9 protein-coding genes are annotated in these 20,195 nt (G+C 63.9%); 3 read left to right on the plus strand and 6 right to left on the minus strand.

Annotated features, from left to right (window positions below):
- Nucleotide 1: 1 nt before the first annotated feature.
- Together E5221_RS11705 and E5221_RS11710 are read right to left on the minus strand one after the other, a co-directional pair.
- Nucleotides 2–1,342 carry an HlyD family type I secretion periplasmic adaptor subunit gene (locus E5221_RS11705; protein WP_039613355.1) on the minus strand — a complete coding sequence of 447 codons (1,341 nt, stop codon included), beginning with the start codon at nt 1,340–1,342 and terminating at the stop codon, nt 2–4.
- A gap of 6 nt (nt 1,343–1,348) precedes the next feature.
- Complete coding sequence (locus tag E5221_RS11710) at nt 1,349–3,085, minus strand: type I secretion system permease/ATPase (RefSeq protein WP_247847474.1); 1,737 nt, start codon at nt 3,083–3,085, stop codon at nt 1,349–1,351.
- Between the two features lie 546 nt (nt 3,086–3,631).
- On the opposite strand from E5221_RS11710, the gene E5221_RS11715 reads away from it, so the two are divergent.
- On the plus strand, nt 3,632–14,389 hold the full coding sequence (locus E5221_RS11715) for a peroxidase family protein (protein ID WP_247847475.1): 10,758 nt from the start codon (nt 3,632–3,634) through the stop codon (nt 14,387–14,389).
- A 152-nt stretch (nt 14,390–14,541) separates the two neighbouring features.
- On the opposite strand, the gene ttdB is transcribed toward E5221_RS11715, so the two are convergent.
- Genes ttdB through E5221_RS11730 form a run of 3 tightly spaced genes read right to left on the minus strand, consistent with a single transcriptional unit; the run spans nt 14,542 to nt 17,438 of the window.
- The gene (gene ttdB / locus E5221_RS11720) at nt 14,542–15,150 is read right to left on the minus strand and encodes a L(+)-tartrate dehydratase subunit beta (RefSeq protein WP_003259286.1); all 609 of its coding nucleotides are present in this window, start codon (nt 15,148–15,150) and stop codon (nt 14,542–14,544) included.
- Nucleotides 15,147–16,046, minus strand: coding sequence for a L(+)-tartrate dehydratase subunit alpha (gene ttdA, locus E5221_RS11725; RefSeq protein ID WP_013972067.1), 900 nt, complete (start codon nt 16,044–16,046; stop codon nt 15,147–15,149). The genes ttdB and ttdA overlap by 4 nt, the downstream gene beginning before the upstream one ends.
- Before the next feature lie 54 nt (nt 16,047–16,100).
- Nucleotides 16,101–17,438, minus strand: a complete 1,338-nt coding sequence (locus E5221_RS11730; protein WP_023661378.1) for a dicarboxylate/amino acid:cation symporter — start codon at nt 17,436–17,438, stop codon at nt 16,101–16,103.
- A 195-nt stretch (nt 17,439–17,633) separates the two neighbouring features.
- Here E5221_RS11730 and E5221_RS11735 point away from each other — a divergent pair, with 195 nt between their 5' ends.
- Both E5221_RS11735 and E5221_RS11740 read left to right on the plus strand, forming a co-directional pair.
- Nucleotides 17,634–18,545, plus strand: a complete 912-nt coding sequence (locus tag E5221_RS11735) for a LysR substrate-binding domain-containing protein (protein ID WP_247847477.1) — start codon at nt 17,634–17,636, stop codon at nt 18,543–18,545.
- Between the two features lie 61 nt (nt 18,546–18,606).
- A complete protein-coding gene (locus tag E5221_RS11740; RefSeq protein WP_247847478.1) occupies nt 18,607–19,092 on the plus strand; it encodes an isochorismatase family protein in 486 nt (161 codons plus the stop codon).
- A gap of 342 nt (nt 19,093–19,434) precedes the next feature.
- On the opposite strand, the gene E5221_RS11745 is transcribed toward E5221_RS11740, so the two are convergent.
- A complete protein-coding gene (locus E5221_RS11745) occupies nt 19,435–20,133 on the minus strand; it encodes a pirin family protein (protein ID WP_013972071.1) in 699 nt (232 codons plus the stop codon).
- Nucleotides 20,134–20,195 lie beyond the last annotated feature (62 nt).

Consider the following 20,195-nt stretch of genomic DNA (forward strand, 5'->3'; position numbering starts at 1 on the left):
GTCATTGCTCCTTGAACGAGGCGTCCACGCGTTCGAGCATCGGCTTGAGCAGGTAGCTGAGCAGGTTGCGCTCGCCGGTCTTGATGGTGACGGTGGCCGGCATCCCGGGGCGGATATGGTTGCTGCCCAGCAGGGCCATGCCGTCCTGCGTCACTTCCACCTGGGCCAGGTAGTACGGCTGCTTGCTTTCTTCGTCCATCAGGCGGTCGGCGGAGATGGTCTTGACCCGCCCCGGGATATTCGGTGTCTTCGCATGGTTGAAGGCCGGGAAGGCCAGGTCCACGTCCAGGCCCGGCACCATCTTGTCGATGGCCTGTACCGGGATCATCGCGTCCACTTGCAACGGCTGGTCGAGCGGTACCACCTCCATGATCTTGGCCCCTGGCTGGATGATGCCGCCGACCGTGGCGATGCTCAGGGCCTGGACCATGCCGTCGATCGGCGAGCGGATCACCGTATGGGTCACTTCGTAGTCCAGCGCGCGCAGGCGATCGGCCAGGGTGGTGTTCTCCTTGGCGGTATCGGTCAGCTGTGATTCCACTTCCTTGAGGTAGTCGTGCTGGCGTTGCAGGATGCGCAGCTTGATCTCGGTGGCCTGGCTGCGCGCCCGGGCAATGTTGTTGAGGTTTTCGGCCTGACCGGCGGACAGGTCTGCATTGTTGCGCTCCAGCTCCAGCAGGCGGTTGCGTGGTACATAGCCTTCGGCGGCGAGCACGCGTGTGCCTTGCAGTTCCTGGTTGAGGAAGCCGATCTGCGAGGCGCGGGCGCCGTACACCTGCTGCAGGCCCTTGAGCTGCACTGCCGTGGCAGCCAGGTTTTCCTCGAGGATGCTCAGTTCGCCGGCAAGGCCTGCGCGGCGGGTGTCCAGCAGGCGCTGTTGCAGGTCCATGGCTGCCAGCAGGCGCGGGTCGCCGCCATAGTGCTCGAGCAGGGCAGGGTCGAAGGTGACCTGGTCGCGGCCATCGCGCTCGGCTTCCAGGCGGTTCTCCACGGTCTTGCTGACGATGTACTGGGCACTGACCGCACCCTGTTCGGCCACCGCGCGCAGGGCGTCCAGGCGTACCACCTCCTGGCCTTTCTTCACAACATCGCCTTCACGCACCAGGATCGCCTCGACCGTGCCACCGGTCAGGTGCTGCACGGCCTTGCGGTTGCTGCTGACCTTGACGGTACCGGTGGCGACTACACCGGCATCCAGCGGCGCCAGGCCCGACCACAGCAGGAAACCGCCAAAGCCGGCGACGACCAGCCACACGCCCCAGCGTGCCGGCCGATGAATGTCCAGGTCGATCTCGTGGCGAGCCTCGGCGGGAATCAACTCGGTGTGTTGGGTCATCTGCATGATCGGTCACTCCCGTACTTTTACCGACGCCAGCGGCGCAGCGGTCGCCGTCGGGATCACGCTGGCCTTGCGCAGCGCCGCGAACACTTCGTCGCGGCTGCCGAGCATGTGCACGGTACCGTCACGCAGCATCAGCACCTTGTCGACCGCGCACAGCACATTGGGCCGGTGGGAAATCAGGATTACCGTGGCCCCGCGTGCCTTGAGTTCGGCCAGCGCATCGACCAGGGCCTTTTCGCCAACGTCATCGAGGTTGGCGTTGGGCTCGTCCAGCACCACCAGGTTCGGCTCGCCATACAACGCGCGGGCCAGGGCGATGCGTTGCTTCTGGCCACCGGACAGCGGGCTGCCGTCGGCTGCCAGGCGGGTGTCGTAGCCCTGCGGGAAGCGCAGGATCATGTCGTGCACACCGCTGCTGCGGGCAGCGCGGATCACCGCTTCGCTGTCCACTTCGGCAAAGCGTGCGATGTTTTCGGCGATGGTGCCCTCGAACAACTCCACGTCCTGCGGCAGGTAGCCGAGCCACGGGCCGAGTTCGGCCTTGTTCCAGGTGAAGATGTCGGCGCCGTCCAGGCGCACCTTGCCGGCCTGGGTCGGCCACACGCCTACCAGCAGGCGGGCGAGGGTGGATTTGCCCGAAGCCGACGGGCCGATGATGCCCAGGCTTTCACCCGGGACCAGGCTGAAGCTGACCCCGCGCACGATGCTGTTGCTGGTGCCGGGAGCACCGGCGACCACGTTTTCCACGGCCAGCATGCCCATTGGCCGTTGCAGCGACATGCTTGGTGGCCGCTGCGGGTAGTCGTGCAGCAGACCGTTGAGCCGGCCCCAGGCGGAGCGGCTGCCTTGCAGTTGCTTCCACGCGGCGATCACCTGTTCTACCGGGGCCAGGGCGCGGCCGGTGAGGATCGAGCAGGCGATCATCATGCCGGGGGTGATCTTGCCTTCGATCGCCAGCAGTGCGCCGGCGCCGAGGATCACCGATTGCAAGGTAATGCGCACGAAGCGCCCGGTGCTACTGATGATCGCCGCGCGGTCGGAGGCCAGGGTCTGCATCTGCAGGATGCGCAAATGGCCCTGAAACCAGCGCTTGCCGATCGCCGGCAGCATGCCCATGGCTTCGATCACTTCGGCGTTGCGCAGGTTGTTGTTGGCGTAGCTGGCCGAGGAAAGGGCCGCCTGGTTGGCCTCGGCCAAGGGTTTTTGCGTGGCCTTCTCGGTGAGGTAGGCCAGGCCCACCAGGATCAGCGAACCGATCAGCGTGATCAGCCCCAGAAGTGGGTGGATCAGGTAGCAGACCAGCAGGTAGATCGGTGTCCACGGGGCATCGAAGAAAGCGAACAGGCCGTTGCCGGTGAGAAACTGCCGTACCTGGGCCAGGTCCTGCAAGGCCTGGGCCGGGTTGCCGCCGGCGCGGCTCAGGTTGCGTTCGAAGGCAGCGCTGAAGATGCGTCGGTTCAGGTCCATGTCGAGGAAGTTGCCGACCCGGATCAGTACGCGGGTGCGGACCATCTCCAGGGCCGACATCAGCATGAACAGGCCGATCACCAGCAAGGTGAGCATGGTCAGGGTGGTGACGTTGCGGCTGACCAAGGCGCGGTCGTACACCTGCAACATATAAATAGCTGGCGTCAACATCATGACGTTTATGACGCCGCTGAAGGCGGCCAGGGCAAAAAAGCTGCGGCGCAGGCGGAACAGCACGTCGGCCAGCTCGGAACGGGTGCGTGGCGGCTTGTGCATCGGGGGCCTCCCTTTATCACAAACGGGAAGCCCTTGCGGCGGCCCGTACAGCGGCAGTTGTGGCTTCTGGTCGGCTCGCAGGCGGGTCGCTCTGAGGGCGAATGGTCCAAAACGCTGCGTTGCTCCCACATGCTGGAGCGTAGGTTGCAGTGAAACACTCGGTAATATCGTTTTGCTCTATAAAAACTTTGAACTTTTCATAAGTGCCATGAAAAACAGCAAGTTGTATAGCATTGTCAGCGTTGCATGAATTTTTGACGGGATATTGACAAGCTTTTCTTCTACGACTTTAGTCTGAAGTATTCGGACCCTGTGCGAGCTGGGGTCGATGTGTGTGCGGTACCAACCTGTATCGCACCATTTACAAGGTTCCCGCCGTTCCTGTGGGAGCCGGCTTGCCGGCGATGAGGCCAGTGGCGATAACGCAGCACCGTAGTGCCCAACTGCCCCAGAACCCAGAATCAGAACTGCGCACGTCACATTGACTGGGCGCGGGAAGGACCCTGTTGCCCTGAGTCATCTCCCGACAGATCGAGGGCAATTGAAATGGCAGATTTCAGCAAGTCGGACCTGGAGTTCATCCTTCAGCAGATCTTCATCGCCGAAGCGCATGCCGATGGCGCCAGCCTGATCGACCTGCTGCCCAACAGCCAGGTGCCGTTCGGCCTGCGTACCGTGGACGGCAGCTACAACAACCTGGTGACCGGGCAGAGCGAGTTCGGCGCCGCCGACACTTCGTTTCTGCGCCTGCTCAGCCCATCCTTCACCGGCGACTATGCCGGCACCGGCACGGTCATCGACTCGCAACCCCGCACCATCAGCAACCTGATCGTCGACCAGACGGCGAACAACCCGGCAGCGGTCGAAGCCAATGGCGGCGCCGCCCCGGTGATCAGCCCCGGCATCGACGGGGTATTCGGCACCGCTGACGACACGGAGGTGTTCTTCATCCCCAACGTGTCGCCCGACGTCGGCCTGACCGCCGGCTTCAACGCCTGGATGACCTTCTTCGGCCAGTTCTTCGACCACGGCCTGGACCTGGTCACCAAGAGCAGCACCGACGTCGTGTTCATCCCGCTGCAGCCGGACGACCCGCTGTACGTCGAAGGTAGCCCGACCAACTTCATGGTGCTGCCGCGCGCCGTGCGTACTGCAGGCGCCGATGGTGTGGTGGGTACCGCCGACGATGGCCAGACCAACGCTACCTCGCCGTTCGTCGACCAGAGCCAGACCTACAGCTCGCACCCCTCGCACCAGGTGTTCCTGCGTGAATACACGCTCAATGCCGCAGGCGACCCGGTAGCCACCGGGCGGTTGATCACCAACCGTGACCTGGGCGCCGATGGCCGCTTCGGCACCGCCGACGATGGCAATGGTGAAAGCGGTGGCATGGCCACCTGGGCAGTGGTCAAGGCCCAGGCCCGCGACCTGCTCGGCATAAACCTGACCGACGCCGATGTGCACAGCGTGCCACTGCTGGCCACCGACCCCTACGGCAACTTCCTGCGTGGGCCCAACGGCATGCCACAGGTGGTGATGCGCGTGAACAATGGCGCTGACGGCATCGCCGGCACCGCCGACGACGTCACCACGCTGGTCGAAGGCAACCGCGACGCGCCTATCAGCCTGGCCAATGCCGTGAGCACCGGGCATGGCTTCCTTGACGACATCGCCCACAACGCCGCGCCGGTGATCGTGAACGGTGTGCTGCAGGCCGACGCCGATATTGCCGTCGGCAACGCGCAGCCAACCGGGCCTGGCGGCAACAACCTGACCTATGACAACGAACTGCTCGACGCCCACTACATCGCCGGCGACGGCCGGGTGAACGAGAACATCGGCCTGACCGCCGTGCACCATGTGTTCCACTCCGAGCACAACCGCCTGGTGCAGCAGACCAAGGACACCCTGCTGGCCGCCGGTGACCTGGCGTTTCTCAACCAGTGGCTGATCGATGATGTCGCTGCCATCCCCACCACGCCCGCCGAAATCGCCGCGCTGGTATGGGACGGCGAGCGGCTGTTCCAGGCTGCCAAGTTCGGCACCGAAATGCAGTACCAGCACCTGGTGTTCGAGGAGTTCGCCCGCACCATTCAGCCGCAGATCGACGAGTTTCTCGCCCCCAACGGCTATGACACCTCGATCGACCCGGCCATCCTCGCCGAATTCGCCCACGTGGTTTACCGCTTCGGCCACTCGATGCTGACCGAAACCGTCGACCGCTACGACCCGACGTTCGCCACGGTGAATGACGACCCGCAGCTGGGCCTGATCGCTGCCTTCCTCAACCCGCTGGCATTCGCCGGCAGTGGCGCCACTGCCGATGAAGCGGCCGGTGCGATCATCCGCGGTGTCACCCGCCAGTTGGGCAATGAAATCGACGAGTTCGTCACCGAAGCGCTGCGCAACAACCTGCTCGGCCTGCCGCTGGACCTGCCTGCGCTGAACATCGCGCGTGGCCGTGACACCGGCATCCCCACCCTGAACGAGGCGCGCCGCGAGTTCTACGCCATGACTGGCGACAGCCAGCTCAAGCCCTACATCAGCTGGGCCGACTTTGCCGACCACCTCAAGCACCCGGCGTCGCTGATCAACTTCATCGCCGCCTACGGTACCCACGCCACCATCACCGGGGCGGACACCGAAGCGGCCAAGCGCGCCGCCGCCGTGGCGCTGGTGCTTGGCGGTGACGGCGCGCCAGAGGACCGTCTGGCCTTCCTCAACGGCACCGGCGCCTATGCCAACGTGACACTGGCCGGCGCCGACGGCATCGCCGGCACCGCCGATGACATCACCGGGGTGACCGTGACCGGTGTCGATGCCATCGACTTCTGGGTCGGCGGCCTGGCCGAGCAGAAAATGCCATTCGGCGGCATGCTCGGCTCCAGCTTCAACTTCGTCTTCGAAACCCAGCTGGAAGCCCTGCAGAACGGCGATCGGTTCTACTACCTGTCGCGTACGGCGGGCATGAACTTCGGCACCGAACTGGAGAACAACTCCTTCGCCAAGCTGATCATGCTCAACTCCGATGTCACCCACCTGTCGAACACCGTTTTCCTCACGCCCACCTTCACCCTGGAGGTGGACCAGACCAAGCAGTTCACCGGCCTGGGCGCCGACGGCCGGGCCGACCCGACGGGCGGCATCATGATCAACGGTGTCGAAGTGGTGCCGCTGGTGATTCGCGACAACCCCGATACCGTGGGTACCGACACCAACTTCCTGCATTACACCGGCGAAGACCACGTGGTGCTGGGCGGCACCTCCGGCAACGACATCATCATCTCCAGTGAGGGCGACGATACCCTATACGGTGACGCCGGCAACGACACCCTGGAAGGCGGTGCGGGCAACGATGCGGTACTGGGCGGCGCCGGTGACGACATCATCACCGACTCGTTCGGCGACAACCGCCTGGAAGGCAACGACGGCAACGATGTGATCGTCGCCGGCAGCATGCTGGTGGGCGGCAACCTGATCCTGGGCGGCAACGGCCAGGACTTCATCATCACCACCGAAGACATCAGCACCACCTTCGGCGGCCAGGGCGACGACTTCATTCTCGGCGCCAAGACCAACCTGCCACCGACCGGCAACGAGGGTGACGACTGGATCGAGAAGGGCACCCAGGACGGTGCGCCCGGCGACAACTTTGCGCCGCTGCTGGGTGACGAAGTGGTCGGCAACGACATCTTCGTCGGTGGTGGCGGCTTCGACGAAATGATCGGCGAGGGCGGCGATGACATCTTTGTCGGCAGCGATGCCCAGGACAAGATGGATGGCATGTCCGGTTTCGACTGGGTTACCAACAAGAATGACCAGGTCGGCGTCACCGTCGACCTGACCCTGGCCGCCCTGGCTCAGCCTCATGGCAACGCACCGAACCAGAACACCGGTATTTTCAACCCGGTCGGCGCCTCGCCGGCCTCAATCCTCGACCGCTTCGCCGAGGTCGAGGGCGTGTCCGGTTCGAACTTCGCCGATGTGCTCAAGGGCGATAATGTCGATGCCGTGACCATCCTCAACCATGGTGGTGCTACCGGTAGTGCGCTGACCAACGTGGCGCTGATCCGTGGCCTGCAGCAGTTCCTGGCCGATGCCGGATTGCCGACCACCGGCTTTGCCACCGGTAACATCATGCTCGGCGGCAACGGCAGCGACCTGATCGAAGGCCGTGGCGGTGATGACCTGATCGACGGCGACAAGTGGCTCAACGTGCGCATCGCCGTGTACGCGCCGGGAGACGTCAACCACACCGGCCCTGAAATCGCCAGCTTCGACAGCATGGTCGACATGATTCCGTTCATGCTCGACCGCACCTACAACCCTGGCCAGCTCAAGGCCGTGCGGGAAATCCTGCCCGGCACCTCGACGGGTGGGGCGGCGTTCGACACGGCGGTGTTTTCGGGGGTGCAGAGCGAGTACACGGTGACGCAGAACACCAAAGGTACGCTGGACACTTCCGATGACGTCTGGACGGTGACCGACAACGTGGCCGGCCGCGATGGCGTCGATACCCTGCTGCACATCGAGCGCCTGCAGTTCGCCGACAGCCAGCGGGTGCTGGTGGAAGGGCAGAATGCGCAGCCTGTCGGCAGCCCGGCCGTTACTGATAACAACGGCGGCGCGATTACCGTGGGCGACCTCCTTACGGTAAACGTGGCCGGCGTGCGGGATGCCGACAACATCAGCGCCGGCAACCCGCTTGGCACACTCGCTGACCGTTCGGTGTCGTACTACTGGCAGTTCGAGGCCACCCCGGGCAGTGGTGTGTTCGAAGACATCATCCTGCTGCCGGCAGGCGACCTGGCGTTCCAGAGCGCCGACGGCACCACGTTCAAGGTGTCGCCGGACCTGGCCGGGTTGTCGTTGCGGGTCAAGGCGATCTACCAGGACGCCCATGGCACCACCGAAGTGCTGTTCTCCCAGCCCACCACCGTGGTGCAACCGGGCGCGCCTGTGGTACCGACGCCAGTCACGCCGGTGGTGGATGCCACCGCAGGCGGTGCCGGGCTGCACATGGTGCGCTCCGACCTCAACTTCATCCTCGAGCAGATCAAGATCGCCGAGGCCGACGCCAACGGGGCAGACATCCTCTCGCTGCTGCCCAACATTCGTGCGCCACTCGGCCTGCGGGCGGTGGATGGTTCGAACAACAACCTGATGAACCTCAACGGCATCAACAACACCGAGTTCGGTGCGGCCGACAACGTCTTCCCGCGCGTGACCGACCCGGTGTTCAACCCGGCCGAAGGTGCACCGGCCGGCTTCTTCGGCCCTGGCTCGCCGGCCATTCCGGGCTCGTCGTACGAGCAGACCAGTGGCCCGGTATTCGACTCGCAGCCGCGCACCATCAGTAACCTGATCGTCGACCAGACCTCCAACAACCCGGCGGCCTATGCCACCGCGTATGATCCGGGTGCGGACGGCGTGCTCAACTTCGGCGTCGAGGGCAATGACGACGTGCTCAAGGACGGCGTGCGCATTGTCGCCAGCCCGGGCCTGGACGGCCAGTTCGGCACCGACGACGATCACGACGTTTACCTGTTCGAGAACACCGCCGCCGATGCCGGCCTGTCCGCGCCGTTCAACGCCTGGATGACCTTCTTCGGGCAGTTCTTCGACCATGGCCTGGACCTGGTCACCAAGGGGGGCTCGGGCACCATCTACATCCCGCTGCAACCGGATGACCCGCTGTACGTGGAGGGCGGTTTCACCAACTTCATGGTGGTGACACGTGCGACCAACCAGCCTGGACCGGACGGCGTGCTTGGCACGGCCGACGACATCCACGAGCACACCAATACCACCTCGCCGTTCGTGGACCAGAACCAGACCTACAGCTCGCACCCCTCGCACCAGGTGTTCCTGCGCGGCTATGTGCTGACTGACGACGGGCCTATTGCCACCGGCCGGTTGATCACCAACCGGGACCTGGGCGCCGACGGCCGCTACGGTACCGCCGACGACACCGAAATTGGTGGCATGGCGACCTGGAAGGTGGTCAAGGCCCAAGCTCGTGACGTACTGGGCATAAACCTGACCGATGCAGACGTAGACAACGTGCCGCTGCTGGCGACCGATGCCTACGGCAACTTCATCAAGGGGCCCAACGGCTTCCCGATGGTGATCATGAAAGGCGCCGACGGCATTGCCGGCACGGCCGACGACCAGCAGGTCGAGGGCAACCCGCTGGCGCCGATCGACCTGACCAACGCCGTGCGCACCGGTCACCAGTTCCTTGCCGACATCGCCCACAATGCCGTGCCGGTGTTCAGCAATGGCGTGCTGGTGCCTGATGCTGATACCGATGTCGGCAACGCCGTGCCGGTGAACCCGCAGACTGGCGCCAACCTGGCCTACGACAACGAGCTGCTCGATGCGCACTACATCGCCGGCGACGGCAGGGTCAACGAGAACATCGGCCTGACCGCCGTGCATGCGATCTTCCACTCCGAGCACAACCGGCTGGTGGCGCAGACCATGGACACCGTGCTCGACTCGGGTGACCTGGCCTTCATCAACGAGTGGCTGCTCAACCCGTTGAGCGCGCTGCCGGCCAACCAGGCCGAGATCGATGCACTGGTGTGGAATGGCGAGCGGCTGTTCCAGGCCGCCAAGTTCGGTACCGAGATGCAGTACCAGCACCTGGTGTTCGAGGAGTTCGCCCGTACCGTGCAGCCGCGGGTCGACTTGTTCTTCGCCCCGACCCAGGTGTATGACGTCGACCTCGATGCGTCGATCGTGGCCGAATTCGCCCACACCGTGTACCGCTTCGGCCACTCGATGCTGACCGAAACCGTCGACCGCTTCGACGTCGACTTCACCGTCATCAGTGACCCGGCCAGCGCCAACCCCGACCAGCAACTGGGCCTGATCGCGGCGTTCCTCAACCCGCTGGCGTATGCCGCCAGTGGCGTCACCCCCGAGGATGCCACCAGCGCCATCGTGCGCGGGGTAACCCGCCAGGCCGGTAACGAAATCGATGAGTTCGTCACCGAGGCGCTGCGCAACAACCTGCTCGGCCTGCCGCTGGACCTGCCGGCGATCAACATCGCTCGGGGCCGCGACGTCGGTATCCCTTCGCTGAACGCAGTGCGTCGGGACATCTACGCGCAAACTGGCGATACCCAGCTCAAGCCGTACACCAGCTGGGTCGACCTGGTACAGCACCTGAAGCATCCGGAGTCGTTGATCAACTTCATCGCCGCCTACGGCACCCACAGCACCATCACCGGGGCCACCACGTTGCTGGAGAAACGCGCGGCGGCCATGGCCCTGGTGTTCGGCGGCGACGGCGCGCCAGCCGATCGCCTGGACTTCCTCAACAGCACCGGCGCCTACGCCAACGTCACCCTGCCTGGCAAGGATGGCGTGCTCGGCACCGTCGATGACCTGCGGGCAGTGACCGTGACCGGTGTCGATGCCATCGACCTGTGGATCGGTGGCCTGGCGGAGGCGAAAACCCCGTTCGGCGGCATGCTGGGCAGCACGTTCAACTTCGTGTTCGAAAACCAGATGGAGAAACTGCAGGACGGCGACCGCTTCTACTACCTGGAGCGCACCGCCGGCCTGTCGATGAACGCCGAGCTGGAAAGCAACTCGTTCGCCAAGCTGATCATGGCCAACACCTCGGCCACCCACTTGCCGGGCCTGGTGTTCTCCGACGTTGGCTTCTACCTGGAAGTGGACCAGAGCAAGCAGTTCAACGAAGGGCTGGGCAATGCCGACCCACTGGGCGAAAACGGCGAGCAGGTGGTGTTCCGCGACAGCCCGCTGACAGTAGGCCCGGACACCAACTACATCCGCTATGCCGGTGACCAGCATATCGTGCTGGGTGGCACCAACGGTGACGACATCCTGGTTTCCAGCGAGGGTGACGACACTGTCTGGGGCGATGGCGGCAACGACCGCATAGAGGGTGGCGACGGCAACGACCAGCTGCGTGGTGGTGCCGGCGACGACATCATCAGCGACATGGGTGGTGACGACAACATCCAGGGCGGCGACGGCAACGATGTGCTGCACGGTGGTAATGGCATCAACCTGATCATCGGCGGTTTCGGCAACGACTTCATCGTTACCGGTGAGGACGCCTCCGAAGCCATTGGCGGCCAGGGCAACGACTTCATCCTGGGCAGCAAGGCCAACGAGCAGGACATGGGCAACGAAGGTGACGACTGGATCGAGAAGGGCACTTCGGACGGTGCGCCTGGCGACAACTTCGACCCGCTCGGCAACGACCCGGTCATCGGCAACGACGTGTTCATCGGTGGCAACGAGAACGACAAGTTCAACGGTGAAGGCGGTGACGACATCATGGTCGGCAGCCTGGGCTTCGGTGACCGCTACATCGGTGGTTCCGGCTACGACTGGGCAACCTTCAAGGGCCTGGCTCAGGGCGTGACTGTCGACTTCAGCGACCGCTTCTTCAATGTGCCGCCGGTGCCGGGTTCGGGCGCGTCTGCGCTGGTGCGCTTCGACATCATGGAAGGCCTGTCGGGGTCGGCTCATGGCGACTTCCTGCGTGGTGACAGCGAAACCTCTGCCACCTTGCCGACCAATGGCGCCAACGGCAGCGTACTGACCAACATCAGCCTGATCAACGGCCTGTCCAGCCTGCTGGCCGCCGGTGCAACGTTCTACGATGGTGGCAACATCATCCTCGGTGGCAGTGGTAGCGACCTGATCGAAGGCCGCGGCGGCGACGACATCCTCGACGGTGACAAGTGGCTGAACGTGCGCATCAGCGTGCGCGCCAACAGCGACGGCACCGGCCCGGAAATCGCCAGCTTCGACAGCATGGAGCCGATGGTGCCGCTGATGCTCAAAGGAACCTACAACCCGGGCCAGCTGGTGATCGTTCGCGAAATCCTCAACGGCACCGACAGCTACGACACGGCGGTGTACTCCGGGGTGGCCAGCGACTACAGCGTGGTAGTCGATGGCAACTCGGTGATCGTCACCGACTCGGTGGCCGGACGTGATGGTGTCGACCGCCTGACCGGCATCGAGCGCCTGCAGTTCTCGGATGGCTCGCAAGCTTCCGGTGTGGGTACCGCCGTCAACGCCGGCCCCACCGGCAGCCTGGTGATCCTTGACGCGGCCACCGGCGTGCGTGACGACACACCGGTAAGCGGCCAGCTGCTGCGGGTTACCCCGCTGGCGGTACATGATGCGGACAATGTCAGCGCAACCAACCTGACCGGTGCGATCACCGGCCCCGTGGCGTACTACTGGCAAGTAGAGACCCTGCCAGGTTCGGGGGTCTATGAAGACATCACCTTCGTTGCTGCCGGCGAGGTTTCGCGAGCTGTCGGTACCACCTACCGGGTCACCGACGATGTGGCGGGGCTGAACATCCGCGTACGCGCGGTGTACCAGGACACCAAGGGCACGCTGGAAATCGTCGATTCGGCGCCGAACAATGCGCCGACCGCCGGGCCTACCGTGACCGGGCTGCTGGTGCAGAACCAGACGCTTACCGCCAACCCGGCAACCATTGTCGATGCCGACGGCCTGAGCAACCCGCGGTTCACCTTCCAGTGGCAGTCCAACCGGGGTACCGGCTGGGTCGACATTGCTGGCGCCATCAACAGCACCTTCCTCCTTACCCAGAACCAGGTGGGGCAGAACATGCGGGTGGTGGTCAGCTACGTGGATGACTTCGGTGTGCAGGAGAACATCGCCTCCGACATCCTCGACCCGGTGGCCAACGTCAACGATGCGCCCACCGGTGCGGTGCTGATCAGCGACACCACGCCAGACCAGGGCCAGACGCTGACCGCGCTCACCGGCAGTATCGCCGACCTGGATGGGCTGGGTGCGTTCAGCTTCCAGTGGCAGCAGAACATTGGCGGCACCTTCAGCAACATCGCGGGTGCCACTGCTGCAACCTTCACTCCGGGCTTCGAACAGGGTAACCGGCAGTTGCGGGTGGTCGTGAGCTACACCGACGCCTTCGGCACCCTGGAAACGCTGACCTCGGCAGCGACTGCGGCGGTGGTGCCGCCGCCAGGCGTGGTGCTGGTCGGTACTGCCGGGGCCAACACCCTGACCGGTGGTGCGGGCAACGACACGCTGTCGGGGCTGGGCGGCAACGATGTGCTCAACGGCCTTGGCGGCGCCGACCAACTGTTCGGCGGTGATGGTAACGACATCCTCAATGGGGGTAACGACCCCGACAGCCTCGACGGCGGTGCCGGCAACGACACCCTCAACGGCGGGCTTGGTGCGGATGCCATGGTTGGCGGTGCAGGCGACGATACCTTCGTGGTCGACAACCTCGGCGATACCGTGAGCGAGGCGCTGAACGGCGGTGTCGACCTGGTGCAGACCACCCTTGCCAGCTACACCCTGGGTGCCAACGTCGAAAACCTGACCTTTACCGGGGCAGGCAACTTCACGGGTACCGGCAACACGCTGGCCAACACCATCACCGGTGGTGCTGGCAATGACCTGCTCGATGGCGGTGCCGGTATCGACCGCCTGGTCGGTAGCCTGGGCAACGACACCTATGTGGTGGACAACGCCGGGGATGTGGTAGTCGAGGCTACGGCTGCCGGTACGGATACCGTGCGTGCCACGGCGGTCAGCTACACGCTGGGGGCCAACGTCGAGAACCTGACCTATATAGGGGCGGGCAACTTCACCGGTACCGGCAATGGCCTGGCCAACATCATTACCGGCGCGGCAGGTAACGACACCCTCAACGGCGATGGCGGCAACGACCAGTTGCTCGGTGGCCTGGGCACCGACACCCTGAACGGTGGCGCTGGCGACGACACCCTCGACGGCGGTGCCGGCAACGACTCGCTGTTCGGCGATACCGGCAACGATAACCTGCAGGGTGGTGCCGGCGATGACAACCTTGACGGCGGCAACGGCGTCGATGTGCTGCAGGGTGGCGATGGCAACGACACGCTGTTTGGTGACGTTGGCAATGACACCTTGCAGGGCGGTGCCGGCAATGACTTCCTCAACGGTGGGGCGGGTAACGATACCGTCGTGGGCGGTGCCGGCAACGACACGATGATGGCCACCGATGGCAATGATGTCTTCCAGTTCGCTGCCGGCTTCGGCAATGACCTGATCATCAACTTCGATGCAGTCCCGCAGGGTGGCCAGGACCGGCTGGATATCGCTGCCCTCAACATTACCGCGGCCACCTTTGCCGCCAACGTCACCATCGCCGATGTCGGCAATGACACGCTGGTCAGCATCGGTGCTACCGACTCCATCCGCCTGGTGGGGGTGGCGGATGCAACCACGGTGACCGTAGCGGACTTCAACCTGGCAGGTTGAGGGCCTGGGAGGACGCAGCAAGGGCCGCTCTGCGGCCCATTCGCGGGCAAGCCCGCTCCCACAGGGATATCACTGCCCTCAGGCTTGGTGATACCCCTGTGGGAGCGGGCTAGCCTGCGATTGGGCCGCATAGCGGCCGATGTCGCACGCGCTTACTTAATGAACCGCACCTGGCTGTTGATTTTCTCGATCACCGCCCCCTTGCGTTCGTTGAACCGGGCCTTGTTCTGCTCGAACAGGTTGTTGCCCTTGGTGTCGATGGAGATGATCAACGGGCCGAACTCGCGCACGCGGTTCACCCACAGGGTCTCCGGCATGCCCAGGTCCTGCCATTCCGCACGCTCGATCTCTTCCACCTGGGTCGCCGCCAGCACCGCGCAACCGCCCGGGAACACTGCATGCACTGCCTTGTTCTCCAGGCAACCGGTCGTGGTCTCCGGGCCCATGCCGCCCTTGCCGACGATCAGCTTGACGCCGGTCTGCTCGATGAACTGCTTCTCGAACTTTTCCATGCGCATGCTGGTGGTCGGGCCAATGGAGACCATCTCGAAGCTGCCATCATCCTTCTTCCTGACGATGGGGCCTGCGTGGAAAATCGCGCCGCCACGCAAGTCGACCGGCAGCTCGCGGCCCAGCTCGATGAGCCGGCGGTGGGCAACGTCACGGCAGGTCACCAGTTGGCCGGTGAGGTAGACCACATCGCCCACGTTGAGGTTGGCCAGGTCTTCGTCGCTGATTGGTGTGCTCAGGATCTTCTTCACAGTACTACCCCTTCGTGCGAGAGGATGTCGTAGGACAGGTCGGCGTTGATGCGGATCTTGCCGCGGCGGTGCGCCCAGCAGCCGGTGGATACCGCCACACCGATGGTGGACGGGTGGCGGGCCGAAGACTCGATGTTCACGCCCATCACGCTGCTGTTGCCGGTCAGCCCCTGCGGGCCGATACCGATTTCGTTGAGGCCTTCCTCCAGCAACTTTTCCATCATCGCCGCGCTTTCGTTGGGGTGGCTGGAGTCCACTTCGCGCAGGATGGCCTTCTTCGACAGGCGTGCCGCCGTCTCCACCGAGGTCGACACCCCTACACCCACCAGCAGTGGCGGGCAGGCGTTGACACCGCGTGAGGTAATGACATCGAAGACGAACTCGGTCACCCCTTCATAGCCTTGCCCTGGCATCAGTACCTTGGCCGAACCCGGCAGGGTGCAGCCACCGCCGGCCATGTACACGTCGACGATGGCGTAGTCGGCATCGGGAATGATTTCCCAGTCCAGCCACGGGATTTTCGAGCCGGTATTGGTGCCGGTGTTCTTCTCGATGAAGGTTTCCACCGCATTGTGGCGCAGCGGCCCCTGGATGGTGGCTTCCCTGGTGGCGTTCTCGAGGATGCCTTCCATCTCGCCCAGCAGCGGGAAGCGCGCGCCTGCCGAGACGAAGTACTGGATGACGCCGGTGTCCTGGCAGCTTGGCCGGTTGAGCTTGTCGGCGTATTCCTGGTTATCGGCCATCGAGTCGTACACGGCGATGGCCAGCGGGTTGGTTTCGGCGGCGCGCAACTTGGCGGTTTTTTCCTTGACGTCGCGGGGCAGGCGCTTGCCGATATAGGCGGTGAACTTGGCCATCACGTCGGTAAGCGATGACACGGCTGTTTCTTTGTCCATGATTATTTCCTCACTGCATCACAAGGCGGGTTCTTTTTGCTGGTTTTCGAAAGGTCAGGGTGCGGGGGTGCCGGCCTCCATGCGTGCAAGGGCAGGGTGCGGAGCCGCGGCCTCGGGTTCGGGTTCGGTCGGCAACTGGCCGTCCAGGGCCTTGGCCATACGCTGCTTGTCCAGCGCACCCACCCAGTTGGCGATGGCCACGGTGCCGACCGCGTTGCCGATGGTGTTGGTGATGGCCCGGGCCTCGGACATGAAGCGGTCCACGCCCAGCAGCAGGACCATGCCGGCCACCGGGATGTTGTCCATGGTCGCCAGGGTCGCGGCCAGGGTGATGAAGCCCGAGCCGGTTACGCCGGCAGAGCCTTTGGAGGTGAGCAGCAGCACACCCAGCACGATCAGTTGGTCCATCAGGGTCAACGGTGTGTTGGTGGCCTGGGCGATGAAGATGGCGGCCATGGTGTAGTAGATGCACTGGCCGTCCGGGTTGAAGGTAAGGCCCGAGGGGATCACCAGGCCGACCACAGGCTTGGACACGCCAACCTTTTCCAGCTTGTTCATCAGTTGTGGCACTACCGACTCGGATGAGCTGGTACCCAGCACCGTGAACAGTTCTTCCTTGAGGTACTTGAGGAACTTCCACAGGTTGAAGCCGCACAGCCGGGCAATGGCGCCCAGCACCACCACCACGAACAGGAAGCAGGTCAGGTACATGGTCGCCATCAGTTTGCCCAGCGAAACGATCGAGCCCAGCCCGTACTTGCCCACGGTGAAGGCCATGGCCCCGCAGGCGGCCAGTGGTGCCACGCGCATGATCATGCCGACGATGAAGAACATGCCGTGGGAGAACGCTTCCAGCACATCCACCATCGGCTTGCCGCGCGGGCCCAGGTGGGAGAGGGCGATGCCGAACAGCGTGCTGAACAGCAGGATCGGCAGGATCTCGTTCTTGGCGAAGGCATCGGTCACGCTGCCGGGTATCACATGCAGCAGGAAGTCGATGAAGCCGCCGCTGTTGCCGGCTGCCGCGGCGGTGTAGGTGGAGATACTTTTGGCATCGAGGGTGGCGGGGTCGACGTTCATGCCCTGGCCGGGCTGCACGATATTGACCACCACCAGCCCAAGCACCAGGGCAAAGGTGGACAGCACTTCGAAGTAGATCAGCGCGCGTACGCCGACGCGACCGAGTTCCTTCATGTTTTCCATCTTGGCGATGCCCAGCACCACCGTGGCGAAGATGATCGGGGCGAAGACCATCTTGATCAGTTTGATGAAGGCATCACCGACGGGCTTCAGATCAGCGCCAACCTGCGGCCAGAACACCCCGATCAGCACCCCGAGGGTTACGCCGATCAATACCTGTACGTAGAGCTTGCCGAACAATCGCTTGGCCATTGCCGTCTCCGAATTATTGTTGTGAGTCGGATTTATCTGGCGGCCGGGCTGCTCGTGAAGGTGCAGGTCACACCAGGCCTTGGCGGCCGAAGAGCCCAGCTTTCTTGTGGTTAATCACGCAGGGCAAAAGGTAATGGTTTTTCAAAAATGCTGTAATACAATGAAATTCAACTCATTGTTTCCCTCAGGTTAATTATGAATCCGGTATCGGAGCTGGCGTTCTTCACCCAGCTGATCAGGGTGGGTAGCCTGGCGGGCACCGCTCGCGAGCTGAACTTGACCCCGCCAGCGGTCTCCAAGCGCCTGGCGCAGCTGGAACAGCGCCTGGGCGTGCGCCTGCTAAACCGCACCACACGCAGCATCAGCCTTACCGCCGAGGGCGAGACTTACCTGGTGAATGCCAAGCGCATATTGGGCGAGATCGAGGAAATGGAGCGGCAGGTGTCCAGCAGCCGTGCCGAGCCCAAGGGCTTGCTGCGGGTCAATGCGCCGCTGGGCTTTGGCCGTACCCATGTGGGGCCGGCGGTGTCGTCGTTTGCCAAGCGCTATCCCGAAGTGGAGGTGCAACTGCACCTGACCGACCGTCCCATTGCCCTGCCGAACGACGCCATCGACGTGGCCATCCGCTTTGGCGAGCTGCCCGACTCGCGGCTGATCGCCCGCAAGATCGCAGCCAACCGCCGCCGATTGTGTGCGTCGCCCGGTTATCTGGAAGCCCACGGTACCCCCGAAGCGCCGAAGGACCTGGCCAGCCACAACTGCATCGTGTTACGCCAGAATGACGCCGCGTTCGGTATCTGGCGGCTGAGCCGCGGCAAGCAGAGCGAATCGGTGAAGGTGCATGGCAGCCTCAGCACCAATGATGGCGAGGTCGCCCTGAACTGGGCGCTGGACGGGCAGGGCATTCTGTTGCGGGCCGAGTGGAACCTGGCCGATCACCTGCGCAGCGGGCGCCTGGTGGAGGTGCTTGGCGATTACCATACGCCGCCTGCGGATATCTATGCGGTGTACCTGGAACGCCTGAACCTGTCGGCCAAGGTGTCGTGTTTCGTCGAGCACCTGAGGGCATTCTTCCGCCAGGGGGACAGCCTGGCAGCGTGGCATTGAGGCCTTTGCCACAGGCGATCGCGTTATACTCCGCGCCTTTGCCCATGCCCGGAATCCGCCCATGCGCCAGGTTTTGCTCATTGTCGATGTCCAGTCCACCTTCAGCCCGCCCGAGTGGCTGGTCGATGGCCTGCGCCGGTTGTCGGCCAACATCCCAACCATTGCCTCGGTCGAGTTGCACGATGAACAGATCACGCCGTTCGAGCGCCAGCTCGGCTGGCACCCGGCGGCGGAGGACGAAAGCCTGGTCGAGGCCGACCAGGTGTTCGTCAAGCATGGCTACGGGCAGAGCGCCGAGGCCATCGACTACATCAGGCAATTGGGCGTGGAGCGCGTGCTGGTATGTGGGTTGCAAACCGAAACTTGCGTGCTGGCCGCCGGTTTTGCCCTGTTCGATGCGGGGCTGATGCCCACCCTGGTCACGGACATGACTGTAGGGTCTTCGCTGGACAGGTCGGGCAAGCTGGGCATCGACCTTTGGAAGCATCACTTCCGCCAGGTCACTACCGCGGCCGAGGTGCTGGCCGAAGTGGCCTCACGAGGCTAGTGCATGCAGTCATCATGCGGGCATGCATTTGCGCTGCGCTGTCACGTAGAGAACTGAATTCGCAAGCGGTCCGCGTACCCTGTGGGAGCGGCTTTAGCCGCGAAGAATCCAACGCGGTGCATGGCACCGGCTGCGCCGGTGTTCGCGGCTAAAGCCGCTCCCACAGAGTCCCTGCTAATTCAATGAGTCATGTGCAGTTCTGTGGGAGCGGCCTTGTGTCGCGAAAGGGCTGCAAAGCAGCCCCGGCAATATGTGCAGCGCAGCTGAAATCGAGGGGCTGCTGCGCAGCCCGATCGCGACACAAGGCCGCTCCTACACAGAACGCGTCGCAAGGCGAAAACCTCAGGCCACATCCACCAGCACGATCTCGCTGTCCTCGATGGCGGTCACCCGCAGCACCTCCTCCTGCTCGATCGCCACGCCATCGCGCGCCTTGGCACGCAGCCCGTTGACCTCCACCAGCCCCTTGGCCGGCACCAGGTAACCCCGGCGAGCGGTATCGAAGCGGTACTCGGCAGTTTCACCGGCCCGCAGGGTGGCAGCCACCAACCGCGCATCGGTGCGGATCTGCAGGCTGTCCTCATCGCCCGCACGGCCGCTGGCCAGGGTTACGAAGCCTTCGCCACGCTCACCTTTGGGGAACGGCCGGGTACCCCATTGCGGTGCTTCGCCGGTGCGCTCCGGCACGATCCAGATCTGGAAAATACGCGTGTCGACGTCTTCCAGGTTGTACTCGCTATGCACGATGCCAGTGCCGGCGCTCATCACCTGCACGTCACCGGCTTCGGTACGGCCTTTGTTACCCAGGCTGTCCTGGTGACTGATCGCGCCTTCACGCACATAGGTGATGATTTCCATGTCGCGGTGCGGGTGCGGCGGGAAGCCGCTGCCGGCAGCGATCAGGTCGTCGTTCCATACCCGCAGGTTGCCCCAGTGCATGCGCGCCGGGTCGTAGTACTCGGCAAACGAGAAATGGTGGTGGGCGTCGAGCCAGCCGTGGTTGGCGTGGCCGAGGCTTTCGAACGGTCGCAGTTGCAGCATGGTCGTGCTCCTTGAATCAGTGGAATGAGGCCATGATGCGTCAAAAAAGCATCGAAAATAAG

It is taken from the genome of Pseudomonas sp. A2 (assembly GCF_023100865.1).
Lineage (GTDB): Bacteria > Pseudomonadota > Gammaproteobacteria > Pseudomonadales > Pseudomonadaceae > Aquipseudomonas > Aquipseudomonas asiatica.

Excerpts from the sequence above, each read along its gene's own strand:
- E5221_RS11740 (WP_247847478.1), top strand. The coding sequence starts at position 18,607 with ATGCGCCAGGTTTTGCTCATTGTCGATGTCCAGTCCACCTTCAGCCCG.
- E5221_RS11710 (WP_247847474.1), bottom strand. The coding sequence starts at position 3,085 with ATGCACAAGCCGCCACGCACCCGTTCCGAGCTGGCCGACGTGCTGTTC.
- E5221_RS11745 (WP_013972071.1), bottom strand. The coding sequence starts at position 20,133 with ATGCTGCAACTGCGACCGTTCGAAAGCCTCGGCCACGCCAACCACGGC.
- E5221_RS11730 (WP_023661378.1), bottom strand. The coding sequence starts at position 17,438 with ATGGCCAAGCGATTGTTCGGCAAGCTCTACGTACAGGTATTGATCGGC.
- E5221_RS11705 (WP_039613355.1), bottom strand. The coding sequence starts at position 1,342 with ATGCAGATGACCCAACACACCGAGTTGATTCCCGCCGAGGCTCGCCAC.
- E5221_RS11715 (WP_247847475.1), top strand. The coding sequence starts at position 3,632 with ATGGCAGATTTCAGCAAGTCGGACCTGGAGTTCATCCTTCAGCAGATC.
- E5221_RS11735 (WP_247847477.1), top strand. The coding sequence starts at position 17,634 with ATGAATCCGGTATCGGAGCTGGCGTTCTTCACCCAGCTGATCAGGGTG.
- ttdA (WP_013972067.1), bottom strand. The coding sequence starts at position 16,046 with ATGGACAAAGAAACAGCCGTGTCATCGCTTACCGACGTGATGGCCAAG.